Annotated in this window: 19 protein-coding genes; 9 read left to right on the forward strand and 10 right to left on the reverse strand. The window is 59.2% G+C overall.

What is annotated here, in order from left to right:
- The 3 genes from ACIOU6_RS15830 to ACIOU6_RS15840 all read left to right on the forward strand — a co-directional run.
- Nucleotides 1-2337, forward strand: a 2337-nt coding sequence (locus ACIOU6_RS15830; protein WP_401137711.1) for a YncE family protein, incomplete at its 5' end; no start/stop codon positions are given.
- A gap of 467 nt (nt 2338-2804) precedes the next feature.
- Nucleotides 2805-3536: a hypothetical protein gene (locus tag ACIOU6_RS15835; protein ID WP_401137714.1), complete on the forward strand. Its 732-nt coding sequence runs from the start codon at nt 2805-2807 to the stop codon at nt 3534-3536.
- A 316-nt stretch (nt 3537-3852) separates the two neighbouring features.
- Nucleotides 3853-3978, forward strand: coding sequence for a hypothetical protein (locus ACIOU6_RS15840; protein ID WP_401137716.1), 126 nt, complete (start codon nt 3853-3855; stop codon nt 3976-3978).
- A gap of 69 nt (nt 3979-4047) precedes the next feature.
- On the opposite strand, the gene copD is transcribed toward ACIOU6_RS15840, so the two are convergent.
- Nucleotides 4048-4908 (reverse strand): copper homeostasis membrane protein CopD, encoded by an 861-nt coding sequence (gene copD / locus ACIOU6_RS15845; RefSeq protein WP_401137718.1) that lies wholly within the window; start codon nt 4906-4908, stop codon nt 4048-4050.
- Between the two features lie 3 nt (nt 4909-4911).
- Nucleotides 4912-5277 carry a copper homeostasis periplasmic binding protein CopC gene (gene copC, locus ACIOU6_RS15850; RefSeq protein WP_401137721.1) on the reverse strand — a complete coding sequence of 122 codons (366 nt, stop codon included), beginning with the start codon at nt 5275-5277 and terminating at the stop codon, nt 4912-4914.
- Between the two features lie 140 nt (nt 5278-5417).
- Between copC and ACIOU6_RS15855 the strand changes: the two genes are divergently transcribed.
- Entirely contained in the window at nt 5418-6038 is a 621-nt protein-coding gene (locus ACIOU6_RS15855) for a TetR/AcrR family transcriptional regulator (protein WP_221733597.1), read from the forward strand.
- A 129-nt stretch (nt 6039-6167) separates the two neighbouring features.
- On the opposite strand, the gene preA is transcribed toward ACIOU6_RS15855, so the two are convergent.
- From preA to hydA, 3 genes are all read right to left on the reverse strand, one after another.
- Nucleotides 6168-7442 carry an NAD-dependent dihydropyrimidine dehydrogenase subunit PreA gene (gene preA / locus ACIOU6_RS15860; protein WP_401137723.1) on the reverse strand — a complete coding sequence of 425 codons (1275 nt, stop codon included), beginning with the start codon at nt 7440-7442 and terminating at the stop codon, nt 6168-6170.
- Nucleotides 7443-8810 (reverse strand): NAD(P)-dependent oxidoreductase, encoded by a 1368-nt coding sequence (locus ACIOU6_RS15865; RefSeq protein ID WP_221733595.1) that lies wholly within the window; start codon nt 8808-8810, stop codon nt 7443-7445.
- Between the two features lie 157 nt (nt 8811-8967).
- Nucleotides 8968-10407, reverse strand: coding sequence for a dihydropyrimidinase (hydA, locus tag ACIOU6_RS15870; RefSeq protein WP_221732712.1), 1440 nt, complete (start codon nt 10405-10407; stop codon nt 8968-8970).
- Nucleotides 10408-11030: 623 nt separating this feature from the next.
- Between hydA and ACIOU6_RS15875 the strand changes: the two genes are divergently transcribed.
- The 3 genes from ACIOU6_RS15875 to ACIOU6_RS15885 all read left to right on the forward strand — a co-directional run bounded on the left by ACIOU6_RS15875 (nt 11031) and on the right by ACIOU6_RS15885 (nt 14964).
- Nucleotides 11031-12515 (forward strand): NCS1 family nucleobase:cation symporter-1, encoded by a 1485-nt coding sequence (locus ACIOU6_RS15875; RefSeq protein WP_221732711.1) that lies wholly within the window; start codon nt 11031-11033, stop codon nt 12513-12515.
- A gap of 140 nt (nt 12516-12655) precedes the next feature.
- Nucleotides 12656-13939 (forward strand): Zn-dependent hydrolase, encoded by a 1284-nt coding sequence (locus ACIOU6_RS15880; RefSeq protein ID WP_401137727.1) that lies wholly within the window; start codon nt 12656-12658, stop codon nt 13937-13939.
- Nucleotides 13940-14022: 83 nt separating this feature from the next.
- Nucleotides 14023-14964, forward strand: coding sequence for a bifunctional oligoribonuclease/PAP phosphatase NrnA (locus ACIOU6_RS15885; protein WP_401137730.1), 942 nt, complete (start codon nt 14023-14025; stop codon nt 14962-14964).
- 76 nt (nt 14965-15040) lie between these two features.
- On the opposite strand, the gene ACIOU6_RS15890 is transcribed toward ACIOU6_RS15885, so the two are convergent.
- Nucleotides 15041-15811, reverse strand: a complete 771-nt coding sequence (locus tag ACIOU6_RS15890; protein ID WP_401137733.1) for an alpha/beta hydrolase — start codon at nt 15809-15811, stop codon at nt 15041-15043.
- A gap of 112 nt (nt 15812-15923) precedes the next feature.
- Between ACIOU6_RS15890 and ACIOU6_RS15895 the strand changes: the two genes are divergently transcribed.
- Nucleotides 15924-16868 carry an aldo/keto reductase gene (locus ACIOU6_RS15895; protein WP_401137736.1) on the forward strand — a complete coding sequence of 315 codons (945 nt, stop codon included), beginning with the start codon at nt 15924-15926 and terminating at the stop codon, nt 16866-16868.
- Nucleotides 16869-16874: 6 nt separating this feature from the next.
- Here ACIOU6_RS15895 and ACIOU6_RS15900 read toward each other — a convergent pair whose 3' ends face one another.
- Nucleotides 16875-17768 carry a LysR family transcriptional regulator gene (locus ACIOU6_RS15900; protein ID WP_221732706.1) on the reverse strand — a complete coding sequence of 298 codons (894 nt, stop codon included), beginning with the start codon at nt 17766-17768 and terminating at the stop codon, nt 16875-16877.
- A gap of 96 nt (nt 17769-17864) precedes the next feature.
- On the opposite strand from ACIOU6_RS15900, the gene ACIOU6_RS15905 reads away from it, so the two are divergent.
- The gene (locus ACIOU6_RS15905) at nt 17865-18341 is read left to right on the forward strand and encodes a cupin domain-containing protein (RefSeq protein WP_401137739.1); all 477 of its coding nucleotides are present in this window, start codon (nt 17865-17867) and stop codon (nt 18339-18341) included.
- Between the two features lie 58 nt (nt 18342-18399).
- Here the strand turns inward: ACIOU6_RS15905 and paoC are convergent, their stop codons facing one another.
- From paoC to paoA, 3 genes are read right to left on the reverse strand one after another with little or no spacing between them, the layout of a single operon-like run.
- A complete protein-coding gene (gene paoC / locus ACIOU6_RS15910; RefSeq protein ID WP_401137742.1) occupies nt 18400-20598 on the reverse strand; it encodes an aldehyde oxidoreductase molybdenum-binding subunit PaoC in 2199 nt (732 codons plus the stop codon).
- Nucleotides 20595-21551 (reverse strand): FAD binding domain-containing protein, encoded by a 957-nt coding sequence (locus tag ACIOU6_RS15915; protein ID WP_401137745.1) that lies wholly within the window; start codon nt 21549-21551, stop codon nt 20595-20597. The genes paoC and ACIOU6_RS15915 overlap by 4 nt, the downstream gene beginning before the upstream one ends.
- Nucleotides 21548-22171, reverse strand: a complete 624-nt coding sequence (gene paoA, locus ACIOU6_RS15920) for an aldehyde dehydrogenase iron-sulfur subunit PaoA (protein ID WP_401137747.1) — start codon at nt 22169-22171, stop codon at nt 21548-21550. Before paoA ends, ACIOU6_RS15915 begins: the two co-directional genes overlap by 4 nt.
- Nucleotides 22172-22319 lie beyond the last annotated feature (148 nt).

A 22319-nucleotide genomic window follows, 5' to 3' on the forward strand; every position in this document is an offset into this window, starting at 1 on the left:
CCGAACCGCGGGAAAAAGGTGACGGTGAACTACCGGATTTTGCGGGCGGCGACCAACACCACGAGTTATTCGGATGCGTTGGAGTTTGTGGTGGGGGAGGCTGTGAAACTTGATCCGCCGACCATCGAATCGGTAAAAGGCTCAGTGAGTAATCGGGAGATCCCGAGCAACACCTCCACCACCGAGACCGCCTTCACGTTCAGCGGCAAGGCTAGCGCTGGCCTGAGCATCGAACTGCGCGACGATGGCGAGGTACTGGACACCCTCACCGTCAAGTCGGATGGCACATGGGAACATGCGCTGGATGACCAGCCCATGGGGGATCGCCGGTATACGGCCAAGGCTTGTTACTCTGCGATGCCGGAATCAGAGGCATGGATCATCAAGGTTACGGAGGAGGAGATCCTTCAGCCGCCAAGCATCAAGGAGGCTCCCAACAACACATCACTAAGCCCCTTCGCCGCCAAGGATGCCTTAACGGCCTTGATTCCAGGACCCCACACCATCGGCACCCAGATCACCGTGTTCTGGAAAGGAACCGATGGCCCGGGCAGTCAAACCGTCGGGCCCATTGATGTGTCCATACAAGGGGATCAAACCATCCCCCTGAGCAATGCCGTGGTGGCCTTCAATCTTGATGAAGCAGTGACGGTCACCTACATCGTTACCCGCAATGGCATACCGTCGAATCCTTCGAAGCCCTTGAGTCTGGCGGTGCTGCCGATTGCCGATGAAGATCCCGCGATGGGTATGCCTTTGATCACGCAAGCCGCCAACAACGGCGCTGGCCCCGAGCTTAACGTCAGCGCGTTGACCGCTGCCGGGACCATGCGGGTCAACAGCTATCCGCTAATTGCGCTGAGGCAGTACGTCTGGCTGCGCGTGACTGGCACTGACAAGAATGAAAAAAACTACGACAAGACATTCTGGCAACCACCGACCTCCCAAACCAACTCTACGTGGATCAGTCAAGGCTTCTACACGCACTCGATCCCGCTCCTTGACCTGCAGGATCTGAAAGACGGCAGTGAATTGATAATGGAGTTCAAGGTCGGGCTGGGGGGGAGTCAAGACGAAAGGCAGGCGACGACTTTCAAGAAGCGCATTTACACAGTTAAGGCCGTGGAAGATGTGAGACCTGAAATCACCTCGGTCAAGGGTTCGCCGAGCGGGGCCGATATCCCACCGGGCGGAACCACCGTAGAAACCGCCATCACACTGAGCGGCACCGCCACACGCAGCCTGCAAGTTGAGATCTTTGATGGCGACAGCCCCCAAGGGATAGCGAACGCTGATGCCGACGATGGCGAGTGGAAATTAGAAGTGAGAAATCTGAGCGTGGCCGCGCACAGCTTCAAAGCCAAGGCCCTGTACGGCTCGGGTAAAGAGTCGGAAGTCAGAACGTTCACCGTGGCAGACGAATTGAGAATCACACACATTCGAAACCCGCGACACATGACGATCAGTCCCGATGGAAAGCTCGCCTATGTAGTCTGTTTTGGCGATTCAACCAATATAGGTAATAACTCGCTGAACATAATCGATCTCGCGACACAGACAATAACGACATCCGTCCCAACTTCGGGCACCTCCAGTGGTACGGTGCTCTCTCCAGATGGAAGGCGCATTTATGGTTTATTTGGCAACTACAACATCATCGAGTACGACGCGACTGACTTAACAGTTATACGCACATACAGTCGCACGTACTACACTGCATCCTTGGCTTTAAGCACCGATAACACTCAATTCTATTGTGTAATTGTTAACGCCGCATCTATGCCCCCTGGAAAGCTGGAATTAATTTATGCCCCCAGCGGCCAGACTGTTAAAACCATTGACTTAGGATTTAACGCGCGTCAGTCCCTCATGAACCCCGACGGCAGTCGCCTTTACGTTCTAAGCCACAATAGCATTGGCACTGCGAAGGGAGGAGTTGGCGTAATTGATACCAGCACTTTCCGTCTTATCGCATCCATTGACACTGGAGATAATCCCTCGACCATGGCCGTAAGACCGGACTGGGAATTTATATATGTTGCAAGATCGCATTACAACGAACTAATCGAAATCAGTACTCGCACAAATAGTATTACGCGCCGCATACCAACCAAATTAAAACTAGATCGATTGGCAATCACGCCAGATGGAAGATACTTGTACGGTGCCGAGTCCTCCCACCATTACGAAGGCACGATATTCGATACAACCACACTGAATGCTCGCCCCACACTTACTGACCGCTCGCCTTCCGCAGTTGCTTTTAGCAAGGATGGCCAGCGCGTATACATCTGCAATTATTTAGACAACAACTTATGGGACGCCTCCTGGCAATAAAGATTTGAATGCCCAATCCAAATCGAAATAAGCGCGCTGCCGTGGCGGGTTTCTTCCACCACGGCACCTATAACCGCCCCCCCTCGCCCGCTGCGATCCTTAGCTTTTAAACCACGATGTTTAAAAGACACCTACCGATACGCCTTCCAGGCTACGAATCCTTGCGTTTTTGCCTACAGCTACGCCAGAATCCGCCGGCTTTGGCGCTTTAGGGGTGGACTCTATTGTGGTTCGGTCGCTGACGAATCAGTGATCGGGTTTCGCAGCCCCGGATTAATCAAGGCGCACAGCGCTCCAAATCGTTGCTCTCAAGATTTATCGTAACGGTGCTTCATGGCGGCTATGCGCGCGATACCTTCGGGTATGCCGGGTTCCTTGATTCCCTGTCTGCGAACCCGCGTACAGTTGCCACCTCTCTTCGTTTCGCAGCGAAATGTGGCGGCTCCATCGACTCTGGGAGGTTCACCATGATCAAACCAATACCCAACCCGCCCCCACATCGTCCTACGAGTCCATCGATTCAAAAAAGCTCGACGAAGCCGCCGACCGCGCGCTCGATCACTATCTCTTCCAAAGGTCCGACAAAAGCGGATGCCATTACCGGTGAATGGACACTTCCCATTTCGGGGCTGACTGTGGCAAGTCACAGTTTTACCGCCCAGGCATTGTATGGGACTGGGCAGGTGTCGCAGCCCCCGCGGGTTCTAACAGTTAATGAAGCAGAGATTGTTATCACCAACTTCGGCCCAGATACACAATTTAGAAATGGACAGACCGTTGCCATTAAGTCGAGCACTCTCACCTATCGAATTATTAGCGGAAACCCAACTTATTGCGGCGGAGGGGAAAACTTATTAAGCCTGGTCAATGGCGTAGGGTTCGCGAACCCAGGACTTGGCCAACACAAAGTAATCATTGATTTAAAAAACCGCCCCCTCAAGACGTTCTCAATGGAATTCAGCGCCTACCTAGTTGTAGGCACCGACCACGATGGAGCAGTCATAGGGACGATCAATCTCTTGGGCCCTCAAGGCATTGTTCACACACAAAAAATAACCAGCCTCACACACGAGCAAACGATCAACGCCAAACTAACGAACAACTCGTACAGCAGCATTGAAATCATTCAGGATAAAGCGCCAACACCCAATTTTGATATAATTTATAACATTACCAAGATAACCTGCGGCTATGAGTAATCAAGATAAACTCAAGCAGGAGAATCTGTACTTAGCAGATGCAATGACAATATCAGCCTGAGTGGAGTGACCTTAAGTATTCATAAATTTCAAGGTCACCCACTCAGTCTACAACCGGCGACTGACTCGGCGGGGCATGGCGTCTGGGACCGAGTTCAAACACCTTGTGGGAGCGAACCTGCTCGCGAAGACGGTATACCATTCAAAGATAATATTGATTGAAATACCGCTTCCGCACGCACGACGGATTGCATGCCGTTAAGGCTCAAGCACGAATTCGCATGTCTGGAGAACCATAACGCAAGACAGCACTCCCGTGTTGCTGGTCTCCAGCCTCGATATCACGGCGGCCAAGGGTGCCGATGTTAAGCAATTGGCCCATGTGGCGGCGATGTTGTTGCGTGATGGATATGTGGGGCGGCAGATTCGATTGCGAGTCTGAATACGTAATACCTCTACATGGGAACGATCACAAATCAGGCTCAAAATCCCCTGTGAGAGCGGGCAGTGTTCATCCTTTGATCATCGGCGGCAGGGTACCGAGCAGCGAGACGGCGGCAACTGCCCCGATCCCCAGCAACCATTCGATCATCACACTGCGTCTGAGCGCGCCGATCCGCTGTTCGCAATCCTCGCTTCGCGAGCGATTGAACAACGCCAACCCCAGCATTCCCAGCACCAGCAATGCCTTGATCAACAGAATCAGGGCGAACCCGCTGAACAATGGTGTTGGCCACCACTGGCCGGTCAGCACGCGAACGTTGATCAACCCGGTGATCAACAGGCCTGCAACCAGCGCATAGCCGACACCACTGAAGCGCCGCAGGATCTGGCCCATGGGTTCGCTTGGCGCGCGCAGCAGCATCACCAGCAACAACAACAGCCCGCCGAGCCACGCTGCCACACAAATCAAATGCAGGGCCTGATTGAGGATCAGCAGTTGTCCGCTCAGACCCTCCAGCATCGCGCCGTGACCGACCGGCGCCAGTGTCACCACCAGCAGCGCGCTCAGCCCCAGCCGCAAGGGTGTGCTTGAACGCCAGGGTGTAAACAGCAACGCCAGCAGCGCTGCGTTGAGCAGCAAATGCCAGCGCCAGACTTGACCAAAAAATGTTTTGCCAAACACCAGCGCAAGCGTGTCCGGATCGAATGCCGCCGCCGTTGAACCGGCCATACTCGCGGTGATCAGCAACGCCCAGGCCACGGCGCTGAGCAGCGCAACGGTCGCCAGCCAACGGGCCAGTCGCGCGGTACGAAGGTCTAGCACCCGCGCTTCGACCTTGAGCAGCAACGGTCTGAACAACCAGACCCCGAACAACATCAACACCACGCTGAAATGCAGGAACCGGCACAGCACCAGCGCTTCACTCATGAATTACTGACCAACCTTGAACTGATAGGCGCCTTCGCTGTTGTGCGTATCGACGGACACCGCGTGCCATTCGACTTTGTACTCACCGCCAGTCAGCGGTGCAGCTGGGGTGACGATCAGGGTTTTCTTGTCTTTGTCCTGGGTGGTCAGCGCTTTGACCGCGACCGGCACGCCATCCTTGGTCAGAGTGACTTTGGTGAAACTGGCTTCCACACCCTCGGAGAACGTCAGGCGCAGATCCGCAGGTGCGGCGACGGTGCTGTCGGCAGCCGGGGTCTGGCTTTTCAGGTGGGCGTGGGCCCATACCGAAGAGGCGGCGAACAGCGAGGCGAGCAGGGCCGTGGTGGTCAGAACGTTCTTGAACAGCATCGCAGGTACCTCTGGGGCAGGATCGAAGAAGGGGGCAGTTTAGCCATGCGACTGCGTCTATACGAAGTTTTGTTTTCAGCGGTCGCCCCAGTGGCAGAGCGGGTGCTAGTCTGCAACAACGTTGTTGTCAGGGAGCCCACATGGGCAATCACAAGATCGAGATTCGTCGCAGTAACGTCGAGAAAATTCTCTTGGCGGCGGAAAAGGTTTTCGCCGAAAAAGGTTTCGGTGGCACCGCCATGGCCGACATCGCCGCCGAAGTGCAACTGCCGCGCTCCAACCTGCATTACTACTTCAGTACCAAGAGTGAGTTGTACAGCGCCGTGCTGTTCGACCTGCTGGAAGTGTGGAAGCAGGATGCGTTGTGCTTCGAGATGTTCGACGACCCGCGTGTGGTGCTCAGCAGCTATATCCGCGCCAAGATGAACCACTCGCGCAGCCGGCCGTACGGTTCGAAAGTCTGGGCCAACGAAATCATCCACGGCGCGCCGACGCTGGGCGAAGCGCTGGACGCCAGCCTGTACGACTGGGCGAAGATGAAGGAAGCGAAGATTCGGCAGTGGGTCGAGGACAAGCGGATTTTGCCGGTGGAACCGTCGAGCCTGCTGTACATGATCTGGGCTTCGACCCAGCACTACGCCGACTTCGACCATCAGGTGAACATTCTCAACGATCACCAGCCGCTGTCGGACATGCAGTTCGAGCGGGCCGTGCAGACGGTGACCAGCGTGATCTTGCGCGGGATCGGCTTGGAGCCTTGAGACGTGGGGCGCGGCTGCCAGCCTCTTCGCAAACAAACCCGCTCCCACAGGAAAATACATTCCAACTGTGGGAGCGGGCTTGCTCGCGAAGGCGTCAGATCAGACGCCTCAAGCCTCAAGCCTCAAGCCTCAAGCCGAAACGTGATACGGATTGCGCGGATCATGATTCCAGTCCAGAAATGGCTTGCCTGTTTCCATCGGCACCATCTCGATGCAATCAGCCACCGGACAGGTGATCTGACACAGATTGCAGCCCACACATTCGTCATCGATCACTTCGTATTTATGCGTCCCGTCAGCCTGCTTCAGGCTGCTGATCGCCTGATGTGAAGTGTCCTCGCAAGCAATATGGCAACGCCCACAACCAATGCACGCCTCCTGATCAATTTTCGCGATGACCTGATAGTTGATATCCAGGTACTTCCAGTCGGTGGTATTGGCCACCGCACGCCCGGAAAACTCGGCGATGTTGGCGTAACCCTGACTGTCCATCCACCGCGCCAAGCCGTCCCTCATCTCCTCGACGATCCGGAAACCATGCAGCATGGCCGCCGTACACACCTGTACCGCGCCGCTGCCCAGCGCCATGAATTCCGCCGCATCGCGCCAACTGCCGATGCCGCCGATCCCGCAGATCGGCAGGCCTTGAGTCTGCGGATCGCGGGCGATTTCCGCGACCATGTTCAGCGCAATCGGCTTGACCGCTGAGCCGCAGTAACCACCGTGGGTGCTTTTGCTGCCGACGGTGGGCAGGGCGACCATGTGTTCCAGATCGACGCTGGTGATTGAATTGATGGTGTTGATCAGCGACACCGCATCGGCGCCACCGCGATGGGCGGCGCGGGCGGCGACGCGGATGTCGGTGATGTTCGGGGTCAGTTTGACGATCACCGGCAACGAGCTATACGTCTTGCACCAGCGGGTCACTTGCTCGACATATTCCGGCACCTGACCGACCGCCGCGCCCATGCCACGCTCGGGCATGCCGTGAGGGCAGCCGAAATTCAGCTCGATGCCATCGGCGCCGGTGGCTTCCACCCGTGGCAGGATGTGTTTCCACGACTCCTCCACGCACGGCACCATCAACGAGACGATCAGTGCGCGATCCGGCCAGTCCTTTTTCACCTGGGTAATTTCGCGCAGATTAATTTCCAGCGAGCGATCGGTGATCAGCTCGATGTTGTTGATGCCCAGCACTTCGCGGTTGTTGCCGTAATGGGCTGAATACCGTGACGACACGTTGACCGCCGCCGGGTCTTCCCCCAGGGTTTTCCAGACCACGCCGCCCCAGCCTGCCTCGAAGGCGCGCACCACGTTATAGGCCTTGTCGGTCGGCGGCGCGGAGGCCAGCCAGAAAGGGTTGGGGGCTTTGATGCCGGCGAAGACAATCGAGAGATCGGCCATTTAAGCAGCCTCCACATTGAGCATCAGTTGAGCGTTGATGGCCTCGGCGGCCCGTTTGCCGTGCTGCACGGCTTGCACGGTCAGATCCTGGTCGAGGCTGGTGCAGTCGCCACCGGCATACACGCCGGGAATGCTGGTGCGCAGATTGGCGTCGACCTGAATCCGTTCACCCTGACGCTTGAGTTCGCGAGCCAGCGGGTCGGTGAGGGCGCTGCTGTCGAAGGCCTGGCCGATGGCTTTGAAGATTGCATCAGCGGCCAGTTCGAAGGTTTCGCCCGTGGTTTGCAGGCGACCGTCGACCAGATCGGTACGGGCGAAACGCATGCCGCGCACCTTGCCCTGATCGTCGAGCAAGACTTCTTCCGGCTGTGCCCAGGTCAGCAGGCGTACCTGATTGGCTTTGGCGATGTCCTGTTCGTGACCGGTCGCGCCCATGTCCGCGACGCCACGGCGATACACCAGATTGACGTCGCGAGCACCGAGACGGGCCATTTGCACGGCCATGTCGATGGCGGTGTTGCCAGCGCCGAGGACGATGCAGCGCTCAGCCAATGGCAGTTGTGTGAGGTCATCGGCCTGGCGCAGTTCGCGGATGTAATCGGTGGCGGCGAGCAGGCCAGGCGCATCTTCGTGGTGCAGGCCGAGTTGTTTGCTGGCATTGAGGCCGAGGCCAAGGAACACCGCATCGAACTGTTGATGCAGTTCGCTCAGAGTCAGGTTGTCGCCGAGTTTCTGCCCGTGACGGATTTCGATGCCGCCGATCTGCAGGAGGAAATCCAATTCCTTTTGCGCATAGTCGTCGACCAGTTTGTACTTGGCGATCCCGTACTCGTTGAGGCCGCCTGCCTTCTCCCGGGCTTCGAAAATCACCACGTCATGGCCGTGCATCGCGCTGCGGTGCGCGCAGGACAACCCGGCCGGGCCGGCACCGACCACGGCAATGCGTTTGCCGGTGGTGGCGGCGCGCTGGAACGGGTGTTCGCTGAAGTGTGCGTTGTCCACGGCGTAACGTTGCAGCAGGCCGATCAGCACCGGCGCGCATTCCTGAGCGTTGTTGCGCACGCAGGCTTGCTGGCAAAGGATCTCGGTCGGGCAAACCCGCGCACAACTGCCGCCGAGGATGTTCGCCGAGAGGATTTTCTGCGCCGCGCCGGGCACGTTGTCCTGATGGATATTGCGGATGAACGACGGGATGTCGATCTCGCTCGGGCACGCATTGACGCAGGGCGCGTCGTAGCAATACAGGCAGCGCGACGCTTCCAGATGCGCCTGCCGGGCATTGAGCGGCGGCGCCAGATCGGTGAAGTGGCCGGCGAGGGCGGCTGCGCTTTCGTGCGGATGCGGTAGATGGTTCAGGGTCTCGATCACGGTTTTTTGCCTCACGGTTATTGAGGTGCTCTGCCTCTGATGGGCAGTGGTTTTTGTGGTGTCTGGACCAGCCCCTTCGCGAGCAAGCCCGCTCCCACATTTGGAATGCGTTCCCCTGTGGGAGCGGGCTTGCTCGGGAAGGCCGAAGGCCTGGTTCTCAGCGTTTCACCGCAGTGGGCTTGTGCATCTCAGCCCGCTTGCTCAGCAAATCAAACACCGCCGGATACGCCGGTCGTTCGATATACCGCCCGGCACCACGCTCGGCGCGCAGGTCGCCATCGGCCCAGACCACTTTGCCCTGGCTGACGGTATGGCTGGGCACACCGCGCACGGTCTTGCCTTCGAAGATGTTGAAGTCCACCTGCTGATGGTGGGTCTTGGCGGAGATGGTACGGGTGCCTTGCGGATCCCACAGCACCAGGTCGGCATCGGCTCCGATGCGAATCGCGCCTTTGCGCGGGTAGAGGTTGAAGATTTTTGCAGTGTTGGTGGAGGTGAGGGCGACGAAGTCCTGCATCGACAAACGCCCACTGTTCACGCCTTCATCCCAAAGCACGGCCATGCGGTCTTCGATGCCGGCGGTGCCATTGGGAATCTTGCTGAAGTCGTCGCGCCCGGCGGCTTTTTGCTCGGCGCAGAAGCAACAGTGATCGGTGGCGGTGGTGTGCAGGTTGCCGTTTTGCAAGCCGTGCCAAAGCGCCTCTTGGTGACCACGCGGACGGAACGGCGGACTCATCACGTAACCGGCGGCGGTCTGCCAGTCCGGGTGTTGATAGACACTGTCATCCAAAAGCAAATGCCCGGCGAGCACTTCGCCGTACACCGGTTGCCCCTTGCTGCGCGCATAGGTGATTTCGTCGAGGGCTTCTTTGGTTGAAACGTGTACCAGATACAACGGCGTGCCAAGGGTTTCGGCGATACGAATGGCGCGACTTGCCGCCTCACCTTCGACCTGCGAAGGACGCGACAGAGGATGCGCTTCCGGCCCGGTAATGCCCTGCGCCATCAACTTGCGTTGCAGGTGATAAACCAGTTCGCCGTTTTCCGCGTGGACGGTCGGCACTGCACCCAGTTCCAGGCAGCGTTCGAAACTCGCCACCAAGGTATCGTCAGCGGCCATGATCGCGTTTTTGTAAGCCATGAAATGCTTGAAGCTGTTGATCCCGTGATGGCTGACCAGTTCGGCCATTTCCTCACGCACCTGCTCGCTCCACCAGGTGATTGCAACGTGAAAGCCGTAGTCCGAGGCGGATTTTTCCGCCCAGCCGCGCCACTGATCAAACGCCTCCATCAGCGACTGCTGCGGGTTGGGAATCACGAAGTCGATGATTGACGTGGTGCCACCGGCCAGGCCGGCCGCCGTACCACTGAAGAAATCTTCACTGGCCACGGTGCCCATGAAGGGCAGTTGCATGTGGGTGTGCGGATCGATGCCGCCGGGCATCAGGTATTGGCCGCTGCCGTCGAGCACTTCGGCACCGGCGGGAACATCAAGGTTTTCACCCATGGCTTTGATCACGCCATCAGCGCAATAGACGTCGGCGCGGTAACTTTCATCATGGGTAACAACGGTGGCGCCACGGATCAACAGAGACATTCCGAGTTCCTCGCAGGCATGACCGACTTGTGTCGGTTCTAGATGTTTTATTGATGTACAGCGTTGATCGGTGTATTCCTGTCATCGCTGTCAGGAATAGAAACTAGTCGCAGTTTTGCAATAGTTCAAGATAATTTTTTATAAGCTTATTGCCTATATAAAGTATTGAAAAATAAGAATAAAAAACAAAAATCACCAAAATGGTGAGGCCGCTCACCATTTTGACGCACTTGACAGGATGGAAATATGGTCAAGATTTCTTATGTGAAATCAGCCGCTTGAAGTTGAGCTGCGGTTGATCGCTCATGAAGAAAAAAATGCAGTGCACCAGATTGAGTCCTGACAATTCGGCCTACTTGCCAAGTGTTTAGCCTGAGCGCTCAGACAAGTTTTTCCGGACACCTCGGGTGAATAATTAAAACTGATGAATATCAGAAAGTTGCACAACGTTTGAAGCACGGCGCGAGGGGCAAGCGGAGTACCCGGCACGTTTATTGATGCCGCCGCTGACACCATGGCCGGTGCCTGAAAGTTGTCAGTTCCTCCGGCCATCGTCCGGCTTGCGCGTTCATACGCCAGCCGCCTGATGAGCAAAAAATAATCAGAAGAACAGTGGAGCGGCCATGCAACAGAACAGATCGCAAGTGACCGAGCGCGACGGCTTGTTTGAACTCGAAGCCGGCAGCGACGTCCTCGACAGTCCCCGTTACAACCACGACATGGCACCGACCAAGGTGCACGAACGAACCTGGAACAAATGGCACATCACCGCGTTGTGGGTCGGTATGTCGATCTGCGTGCCGACCTACACCCTGGGCGGCGTGCTCACCGCGTATTTCGGCCTCTCGGTGGGCGAAGCGCTGGTGGCGATTCTGTTTGCCAACCTTATTGTGCTCATCCCGCTGACCCTCAATGCGTTCCCCGGCACCAAGTACGGCATACCGTTTCCGGTGTTGCTGCGCTCATCTTTCGGCATCCTTGGGTCCAACGTGCCGTGTCTGATTCGTGCGCTGGTGGCGTGTGGCTGGTTTGGCATTCAGACGATGTTTGGCGGGTTGGCCATTCACCTGTTTCTCGGTTCGGTGTTCGACGGTTGGAAATCCCTCGGCGGAACCGGGGAGGTGATCGGCTTCATGATTTTCTGGGCGTTGAACCTGTGGGTGGTGATCCGCGGTGCCGAGTCGATCAAGTGGCTGGAAACCTTATCTGCGCCGTTGCTGGTCGCGGTCGGCATCGGCTTGCTGGTGTGGGCGATGCCCAATGTATCGATGACCGAGCTGATGGCGATCCCGGCCAAGCGTCCAGAGGGGGCAAGCGTGGTCAGTTACTTCGCTGCCGGGCTGACCGCCATGGTCGGGTTCTGGGCCACGCTGTCGTTGAACATTCCTGACTTCAGCCGTTACGCCAAGAGCCAGAAGGATCAGATTCTCGGGCAGATCATCGGCCTGCCGTTGACCATGTTTCTGTTCGCGGCACTCGGTGTGGTCATGACCGCCGCGTCGGTCAAACTGGTCGGCGTCACGGTCTCCGATCCGGTCACGTTGATCGGCCATATCCAGAGCCCGGTGTGGGTGGCGGTGGCCATGGCGCTGATCATCGTCGCCACGCTGTCTACCAACACCGCCGCCAACATCGTTTCGCCAACCAACGATTTTCAGAACATTGCCCCCAAGGTGATCAACCGCACCAAAGCCGTGTTGCTGACGGGGGTTGTCGGCCTCGCGCTGATGGCCCATGAACTGCTGAAAAAACTCGGCTGGATCGTTTCCGATGTCAGCCTGGAGTCCGTCTACTCCAACTGGTTGCTGGGTTACTCAAGCCTGCTCGGGCCGATTGCCGGGATCATGGTGGTGGATTATTTCCTGATCAGGAAACAACGACTGGATCTGGCCGGGTTGTACCGCGACGACGTCTATCCGGCGTGGAACTGGGCCGGGTTCCTCGCATTCGGCGTGCCGGTGGCGCTGACTGTGCTGTCGCTGGGCAGCGATGCGTTCAGTTGGTTCTACAGTTACGGCTGGTTCACCGGTTCGGCGCTGGGTGGGGTGATTTATTACGGGGTGTGCGTGATGCGGGCACAGCCTTCTGTCGTGAAATCGGCGGTGTAGCGCAGGGCCCTTTCGCGAGCAAGCTCGCTCCCACATTGGAATGCGTTCCCCTGTGGGAGCGAGCTTGCTCGCGAAATCGGTCTGACTGACACCGAGATATAGCTGAGAAACTCATAAGAAAGCAGCCTGAGGAGATCCCCATGAACGCAGCTGTAGACGTTCTGCAATCGAACCATCAGCACATCAACCGCGACCGCCTGTGGGCGTCGCTCATGGAACTGGCCAAACTCGGCGCCACGGTCAAGGGCGGCGTCTGTCGCCTGGCCCTTACCGACCTTGATCGCCAGGCCCGCGATCTGTTTGTGCAGTGGTGCCAGGACGCCGGATGCAGCGTCACCGTCGATGCCGTCGGCAACATCTTCGCCCGCCGCCCGGGCCGCAATCCTGATCTGCCACCGGTGATGACCGGCAGCCACATCGACACCCAACCCACCGGCGGCAAGTTCGATGGTTGCTTTGGTGTACTCGCCGGCGTCGAAGTGCTGCGCACCCTCAATGACCTCGGCGTTGAAACCGAAGCGCCGCTGGAAGTGGTGGTGTGGACCAACGAAGAAGGCTCGCGTTTCGCTCCGTGCATGATGGGGTCTGGCGTGTTTGCAGAAAAATTCACCCTCGAAGAAACCCTGGCCAAAGTCGATGCCGATGGCATCACCGTCGGCGAGGCGCTCAATACCATCGGCTATGCTGGCCCGCGCAAGGTCAGCGGGCACAAGGTCGGCGCCTATTTCGAGGCGCACATCGAACAAGGCCCGATCCTTGAAGACGAACAGAAAACCATCGGCGTGGTGCTCGGCGCGTTGGGGCAAAAGTGGTTTGACCTCAAGCTGCGTGGCGTTGAAGCCCACGCCGGCCCGACGCCCATGCACCTGCGCAAAGATGCACTGGTCGGCGCCTCGGTGATCGTCGGCGCCGTCAACCGCGCCGCCCTCGGCCACCAACCTCATGCCTGCGGCACGGTCGGATGCCTGCAAGCCTATCCCGGTTCGCGCAATGTCATCCCGGGCGAGGTGCGCATGACCCTCGATTTCCGTCATCTGGAACCAGCACGGCTGGACTCGATGATCGCCGAAGTGAAGCACGTCATCGACGCCACATGCGAAGAACACGGCCTCACTTATGAGCTGACCCCAACGGCCGACTTCCCGCCGCTGTACTTCGAAAAGGGCTGTGTCGAAGCCGTACGCGGCGCGGCGAAAGGTTTGGGGCTGTCGCACATGGACATCGTCAGCGGCGCCGGCCACGACGCGATCTTCCTTGCCGAGTTGGGGCCTGCCGGGATGATCTTCGTGCCGTGCGAAGGCGGCATCAGCCACAACGAAATCGAAAACGCTGCACCGGATGATCTGGCGGCGGGCTGTGCGGTGTTGTTGCGGGCGATGCTCGCGGCTTCGGCGATGGTGGCGCAAGGGCCGCGGGCGGCTTGAAGATCAAAAGATCGCAGCCTGCCGCAGGCTGCGATCTTTTTGCTGTCACCCAAATGTCATCAATCCATGCGATGTTGCCGCCCATGAAAATCATCACCTCGGGCGCGGCCTATCTGGATATCGATGCCTATGCCTGCTGTATCGCCTACGCAGAACTGTTGAACCTGCAAGGCATTCCCGCTCGTGCCGTCAGCAGCACACAACCCAACGCCAGCGTGTCGAAAACCGTGCTCGGTTGGGGCCCCGGTCTGCACGTTTACCCCGCGAAGCCGAACGACGAATTCGTCCTGGTCGACGTGTCCGACTATCACCATGTCGACCCAATAGTGGTGCTCGATCAGGTGGTGGAAGTGATCGACCATCATCCGGGTTATGAACATTACTGGGCGCAGAAGCTTGGCACTGGCGCCGATATCCGACCGATTGGCGCGGCGGCGACGCAGGTTTTTCAGCGTTGGCAGGCGGCAGGTTTGTTGTCGCAGATCAGCGAGCAAAGCGCCGCGTTATTGGCTACGGCGATTCTGGATAACACGCTCAATTTCACCGGGCAGACGACTACGGCGGCAGATATCGGGGCGTATGCCGAACTTGCGCCAAGAGCCAAGCTTTGTGCTGACTGGGCCGAACAGTATTTCCTTGAATGCCAGGCCGGCATCGAAGCCGACCTCGCCGCTGCGTTGGCAGCCGATTTGAAACGGATGAAGCCCGACAGCCATTTGCCACATAACTTCGCGCAAATGACGGTGTGGGATGCCGATGCCTTGCTGCAAAAACATCGCTCGACGATCAAATGCTGGATGGCAGAGCAGGGCGAGGACGGGGTGCTGAATGTCATCGGTATCCGCGACAGGAAAAGCTGTTTTCTGGCGCCATCCACCGTTAGCCAACAAAAATTGAATAGGTTGTTGGCTCTCGATTGGGAGGCTGGAGTGGCTGTTGTAGTGCCTTCAATGCTGCGCAAGGAATTGTTGAAACTGGGGCTTTTTGCTGCCAGTCAAGGCGCGCCAAACAGCATCGTCCAGTAAACCCCTGCATCGCTGCGCGCTAGGCTTGCTCGCGAAGGGGCCAGTCCCGGTAACACAAATCCCAGGCCCACCATCCTCACCGATTTAACACATCCCCCATCCACTCCAGATACTGCCTGCGCTCGGAAATCGAGTTATGCCCCGAATCCGGCACCACTTTGAGCACGGCCACGCCCTTGGGGAAATACCCCAGCAAGCGCTCGGTGCTGGCCCGGGGAATTACCTCGTCATCACTCGCCGCCAGCAGCAACGTCGGCACACGAATATGCGCAGCGTACTTGCCCGACTCGAAACGATCCTTGAGCAACCACTTCACCGGCACCCACGGGTATTGCCGCGCCGCAATTTCTTCGAGGCTGTTGTACGGCGTCACCAGGATCAACTGCGCCGCCGGACGCTCACTGGCCAGGCGCACGGCGACGCCCGACCCCAGACTGCGCCCGACCACGGCAATCTGCGGATGGCGGGCAGATACCTGATCGAACAACGCCAGCGCATCTTCGGCAATCGCTTCTTCGGATGGCGAACCGCCGCTACCACCAAAGCCCCGATAGTGCAGGAAAAACAGCGCGTAATCGGGAAACGCTTCGGCAAACGCCGGCAGATTGCGCGATACATCCTCGGCATTGCCGCCGAAATAGATCAGCGCCCGAGGCCCGACGCGCTCGCGCGTAGCGACCCAGATGTCGGCGTCCGGCATCGACAGTTTCAAACGCGAATCGGCGATCTCGATGGCAGCGGGCTGCGGAAAATAGATCAGCGAGCGCTGGAAAAAGAACAGCGCGGCGCACAGCACCACGTAAACGGCGACGATCAATGCGACGAGTGACATCAGGGTTCGGGACATTCGGCTACTTTTAACGGGGTGTGAGGGTTTGCTGTCGCAGTGTAGTCCAGCGGTTCGCCCCGGCAGCCCTCCAACACAACATGCAACAGACTCACGCAGCGGGGGAGGCAGCATGAGCCACACTGAGGGTTACTCCCGTCGCCGATTGCTCACGCTGGCTGCCGGGGTTTCGGCGGTCTTCACCTTTGAACGTGCGCTGGCCGCTGTCCCATCGTGCGCCGCTACCGGAGGCCAAGCCATGCAGACCCGTGTCATCCCTTCAAGCTCGGAACCCCTGCCGATGGTGGGACTGGGCACCTATCGCGGTTTTGATGTTGCGCCGGGCGATCTGGCCTACAAGCAACTGCCGGCGGTGCTCGATGAATTGTTCGCCAAGGGCGGTACGGTGGTCGATAGCTCACCCATGTATGGCCGCGCCGAAGAGACCACCGGCGAATTGCTGTCGATCCACGAACCGCGCTCGCCGGCGTTTCTGGCCACAAAGGTGTGGACGCGAGGCCGCGAGGAGGGTCTCGCGCAGATGGAACAGTCGTTCAGTCTGCTGCGCACCGAGCAAATCGACCTGATGCAGATCCACAACCTGCTCGACTGGCAAACCCACCTGCCCACACTGCGTGAATGGAAGGCGCAGGGGCGCATTCGCTACATCGGGATCACCCACTACACGGCGTCGGCCTATGACGAAGTGGAGGCTGTACTCAAGGCTGAGCCGTTGGATTTCCTCCAGATCAACTACGCTCTCGACGACCGGGGCGTGGAACAACGCATCCTGCCACTGTGCCGCGAACGCGGGGTGGCGGTGATCTGTAATCGGCCATTCGGCGGCGGTGGTTTGCTCGCCCGGCTCAAAGGTAAACCACTCCCGGCGTGGGTCTCGGATGTGCAGGTCAACAGTTGGCCGCAACTGGCGCTGAAGTTTTTGCTGGCTCACCCGGCGGTGACTTGCGTCATCCCGGGTACCGGTAATCCGCGTTATATGGCCGATAACGTCAAGGCCGGTTTCGGCCCGATGTTGACTGATGCGCAACGGCATCAGTTGATTGCGTGGGTCGGTTAGGCCCATTCAACCGCGAAAGCGCAACGCCTCCAGCAACAACGCAAACGCCGGTGCCGCCTGGCGCCGACTCGGGTAGTAGAGGTGATAACCGGCGAAACGCGGGCACCAGTCTTGCAGAACTTGCACCAGCCGACCCTCTGCCAGATGCGCCGTGACGAGGTTCTGCGGGATGTAACTCAGGCCAAAACCGTCCAGTGCCGCGTCGAGTAACGGGTAGACACCATTCAGCGTGATCTGCCCGGACACCCGCACCTTGAGGCTTTCGCCGTCCTTTTCAAACTCCCAGGTGTACAGCCCGCCATTGGTGGGCAGGCGCAGGTTGTTGCAGGCGTGGTCGGTCAGGTCACGTGGCGTTTGTGGCGGTGGACGGCTGGCGAAGTAGGCCGGTGAGCCGACGACCACCATGCGCATGTCCGGGCCGATGCGCGTGGCGATCATGCCTTGGGCGACGTCTTCGCCCAAGCGCACGCCGGCATCGAACCCTTGCCCGGCGATGTCAACGAAGCCGTAATCGCAGCAGACTTCGACGGCGATGTCGGGGTATTTCGGCAGGAACGCCTTGAGTACCGGGCGCAGCAGCCAGTCCAGCGAATGATCGGTGGCGCTGATGCGAATCTTGCCCGCCGGGGTTTCACGCAGGTTGCTCAGGGCGGCGAGTTCCAGTTCGATCTCTTCGAAGCGCGGGCCGATGGTTTGCAGCAGGTGCTCGCCGGCCTCGGTGGGGGAGACGCTGCGAGTGGTGCGCGTCAGCAGGCGCAGACCAAGGCGCGCTTCGAGGGCGCGGATGGTGTGGCTGAGCGCGGACTGCGAGATGCCAAGTTTGGCGGCGGCTTTGGTGAAGCTGCGCGCGCGCGCCACGGCGAGGAAGGCGAGCAGGTCACTGGCGTTTTCGCGAAGCATTAATGAGTTTCCTGCATAAGTTATTTCGAACTCTAGTTGATTATCTGAAGAGTCGGCGCCGGTAAAGTTCAGACATCACTTGCTGGAGAGACCGCCATGAACCCGATTGCCGCTTCTGCGTTGACCCTTTCCTTGCTGGCCGCCGACGCCCAAGCCAACGAAACCCCACGAGTCACCGTTACGCCCAACGGCTCACAACCGTCGGCCCAGGGGCCGGCGGATTGGTTCACCGGAACCGTGCGGATCGATGCGCCGTTCAAGGGCACTGATCGGGCGCGGGTCAGTGGCGCTACCGTGACGTTTGAGCCGGGTGCGCGCACGGCGTGGCACACCCATCCGCTGGGGCAGACGTTGATCGTCACGGCCGGAGCGGGGTTTGTGCAGGAGTGGGGGCAGCCGGTGCGGCAGATTCGCCCTGTCGATACCGTGTGGATCGCGCCCGGCGCCAAGCACTGGCATGGCGCCGCACCCACCACGGCGATGACGCATATCGCCATTGCTGAAATGCAGGATGCAACAGTTGTCCAGTGGATGGAGCAGGTCGGTGAGGCGCAGTATCCGCGCAGCGAGTGAACCCATGGCCCTCGACCCAGGCCTCTCCCTGAGTGAGAGGCCTGGGTCGAGGGGGTCTTCAGATCATTTCCGGCAATGACGAAAGAATCTTGTCCAGCGTAATCGGATATTCACGCACCCTGGCACCGGTGGCGTTGTAGATCGCATTCGCCACCGCCGCGCTCACACCGCAAATCCCCAATTCACCGACACCTTTGGCCTTCATCGGCGATGAAACCGGATCGGTTTCTTCAAGGAAAATGACCTCCTGATGCGGGATGTCGGCATGCACCGGCACTTCATATCCGGCCAGATCATGGTTGACGAAAAACCCCAGTCGCGTGTCCACCGCCAACTCTTCCATCAACGCTGCGCCCACGCCCATGGTCATCGCGCCGATGACCTGACTGCGCGCCGCTTTTGGGTTGAGAATCCGTCCGGCCGAACACACCGCCAGCATGCGCCGAACACGAACCTCTCCCGTAGCGGCATCCACCGCGACCTCAACGAAGTGCGCTCCAAACGTCGACTGCTGATATTGCTCGGCGAGGTCAGCAAACTCGATGCTGTCTTCAGCCTGCAGCGCACCATCCTGTGCGGCGTTGCGCAGCGCAACCTGCTGGTCGCCGACGCGCACCAGACCGTCGCTAAACTCAGCCTTGTCGGCAGCCATGCCCAACTTGCCTGCCACCGCTTCGCGCAGTTTCATGCACGCGGCATACACCCCGGCCGTCGAGCAGTTGGCACCGAACTGGCCGCCTGATCCGGCAGACACCGGGTAACTCGAGTCGCCCAGCCGTACGGTCACGTCCTCGAGTCCAACGCCCATCATTTCAGCGGCGGTCTGGGCAATGATCGTGTAACTGCCGGTGCCGATGTCGGTCATGTCGGTTTCCACCGTGACCTTGCCGTCGCGCTCGAGTCGCACCCGCGCGCCGGATTTCAACAGCAGGTTGTTGCGGATGGCCGCAGCGACGCCCATGCCGATCAGCCAGCGGCCCTCGCGGCGCGTACCGGGTTGCGTATTGCGCTTGTTCCAGCCGAATTTTTCGGCGCCAGTTTGCAGGCATTCAATCAAATGACGTTGGGAGAAGGGCCGTTGGGTGTTCACCGGGTCGACTTGCGTGTCGTTAAGGATGCGGAACTGAACCGGATCGAGTTTGAGCTGCTCAGCCATTTCGTCCATGGCGATTTCCAGCGCCATCAGCCCCGGGGTTTCGCCAGGTGCGCGCATGGAGTTGCCTTCGGGCAGGTCCAGCGGCGCCAGGCGCATGGTGACCAGACGGTTTTCGGCGGCGTAGAGCAATTGGCTCGGTTGCGCCGCGACTTCCACCTTGCCGTCCTCCAGATTGCCAGACCAGCCTTCGTGGGCGATGGCCGTGAGTTTGCCGTCCGCTGTCGCGCCCATGCGAATGCGCTGGAGGGTGGCGGGGCGGTGGGTGGTGTTGTTGGCGACCTGCGGGCGGGCGATGGAGAATTTCACCGGGCGGTTGGCCATGCGCGCACCGAGGGCCGCGAGGATTACGTCGGCGCGGATAAACAGTTTGCCCCCGAAGCCACCGCCAATGTATGGCGAGATCAAACGGACGTTCTCCTTCGGCAGACCGAGGGTTTCGGCAACGTCGCCGACGCTCCAGGCGATCATCTGGTTGGAGGTCCACAGGGTCAGTTGATCGCCTTTCCATGCGGCCAATGTCGCGTGGGGTTCCATCATCGCGTGGGACTGATCGGGGGTGGTGTAAGTCTGATCGAACTGCACCGGCGCGGCAGCGAAAGCCTTGGCGAAATCGCCGTGGGTGACGTCCGGCAATTCGTCCTTCGCTTCGACGCCTTGGTCGCGCACGCTGGCCAGATCGAACTCGCCTTTGGTCGCGACGTAATCGACTTTGACCAATTGCGCGGCGGCCCGTGCCTGTTCAAAGGTTTCGGCCACCACCAGCGCCACGGCCTGGTGATAGTGCTGAACCTGAGGGCCGGCCAGCAAGTGCGCCGAGTTGAATTTGCCTTTGCCGAGTTTGCCAGCGTTGGCCGCGGTGACGATCGCCAAAACCCCTGGCGCTGCGTTCGCCTCATCCAGATCAATGTGGTTGATTCGGCCCTTGGCGATGGCCGCACCGACCATAAATCCATAAGCCTGATTGGCCACCGCTTCATGTTGCTCGTAGGCGTAAGGCGCCTGGCCGCAGGTTTTCAGTTTGCCTTCGATACGGTCGGTGGGTTTGCCGATGACCTTCATTTGGTCGATCGGGTTGGTGGTGGCGGGCGTGTCGAATTTCATGCTTGATCCCTCGCTTGCGCCAACACCGAGCCGAGTGTGCGCTCTACCAAGGTCAGTTTGAATGCGTTGTCGTGGGTCGGCGTGGCGCCATCGAGCAGGCGCGCGCTGACGGCTTTTGCGCCTTGGGGCAACAGGGCTTCAGCCGCTTCCACCCGCCACGGTTTTGGCGCGATACCGCCAACGGCGACGCGGCCGCTACCGTCCTTTTGCAGAATCAAACCGACGGACACCAGGGCAAACGCGTAGGACGAGCGATCACGCACCTTGTGATAAATGTGGGTGCCGCCCACCGGCGCCGGCAAAGTCACTGCGGTGATGAACTCGCCAGCGGTCAGGCTGGTTTCGATGTGCGGCGTGTGCCCCGGCAACTGATGAAAGTCCGCCATGGCGATGCGACGGGTGCTGCCATCGGGTTTGACCGTTTCAATCTGTGCATCGAGGGCGCGCATCGCAATCGCCATGTCGCTTGGGTGGGTGGCGATGCAGGCATCGCTGACGCCGATGATCCCCAGTTGCCGACTGACCCCGCCAATCGCCGCGCAACCGCTGCCGGGGTTGCGTTTGTTACAGGCTTGATTCGTGTCGTAGAAGTAGGGGCAACGGGTGCGTTGCAGCAGGTTGCCAGCCGTGGTCGCCATGTTGCGCAACTGTCCCGATGCCCCGGCAAGCAAGGCGCGGGAGAGCAGGGCGTAGTCCTTTCTGACGCGGTTGTCGGCCGCCAGATCGCTGTTGCGCACCAGTGCGCCGATACGCAAACCGCCCTCGGGCGTGGCTTCGATCTGATCCAGCCCCAGGTGATTGATATCAATCAGGTGCAGCGGGGTTTCGATGTCAAGTTTCATCAAATCCAGCAGGTTGGTGCCGCCAGCGATGAACTGTGCGCCTTCGACTTGCGCGGCTTGCGCTGCGGCTGTGGCGGGGGAGTCGGCGCGGCTGTAATTGAACGCTCTCATGCCGGTACCTCTGCGACTTCAGTGATGGCTTCGATGATGTTCGAGTAGGCGCCGCAGCGGCAGATGTTGCCGCTCATGCGTTCCTGAAATTCTGCGGCGATCATTTGCGGTGGCTCGGTCAGGCTGGCGCTGACGTGGCTGGGAATGCCGTCGCGGATCTCCTTGAGCACCGCCACCGCCGAACAGATCTGCCCCGGTGTGCAATAGCCGCACTGATAGCCGTCGTGTTTGATGAACGCAGCTTGCATCGGATGCAGATTGTCCGGCATGCCGAGGCCTTCAATGGTGGTGATGTCGCTGCCTTCTTGCATCACCGCCAGGGTCAGACAGGCGTTGATTCGACGGCCATCAGCGATCACCGTGCAGGCGCCGCACTGGCCATGGTCGCAGCCTTTTTTGCTGCCGGTCATCTGCAGGTTTTCGCGTAAGGCATCGAGCAGGGTGGTGCGATTGTCGACCTCAAGGGTCTGAGGTTTGCCATTGACGTTTAAGGTTATTTTGCTCATGGCCGATTGCTCCAGGTTGGCCGCATAGGCCTTGAGGCTGATAAAGGGGGGCATCGCAAACGCCGTCGCGGTCACGGCGCCGAGGATCAGAAATTTACGTCGGGAAATCGGCATGGTTCGATTCCTTTACTCTCATCAGGGCAGCAGGGTCACAAAAGGCCCATAGGGGCGCGCCGGCATGTTTGCCAGTCTCGTTTCAGGAATGACCGCCGGAGAGAGGAAAAGGTTTTTGCGGATTTGCGCTATAGAGTTATGCGCATGG

Origin of the sequence: Pseudomonas sp. NPDC087615, from assembly GCF_044743445.1 — a bacterium.
GTDB classification, from domain to species: domain Bacteria; phylum Pseudomonadota; class Gammaproteobacteria; order Pseudomonadales; family Pseudomonadaceae; genus Aquipseudomonas; species Aquipseudomonas baetica_A.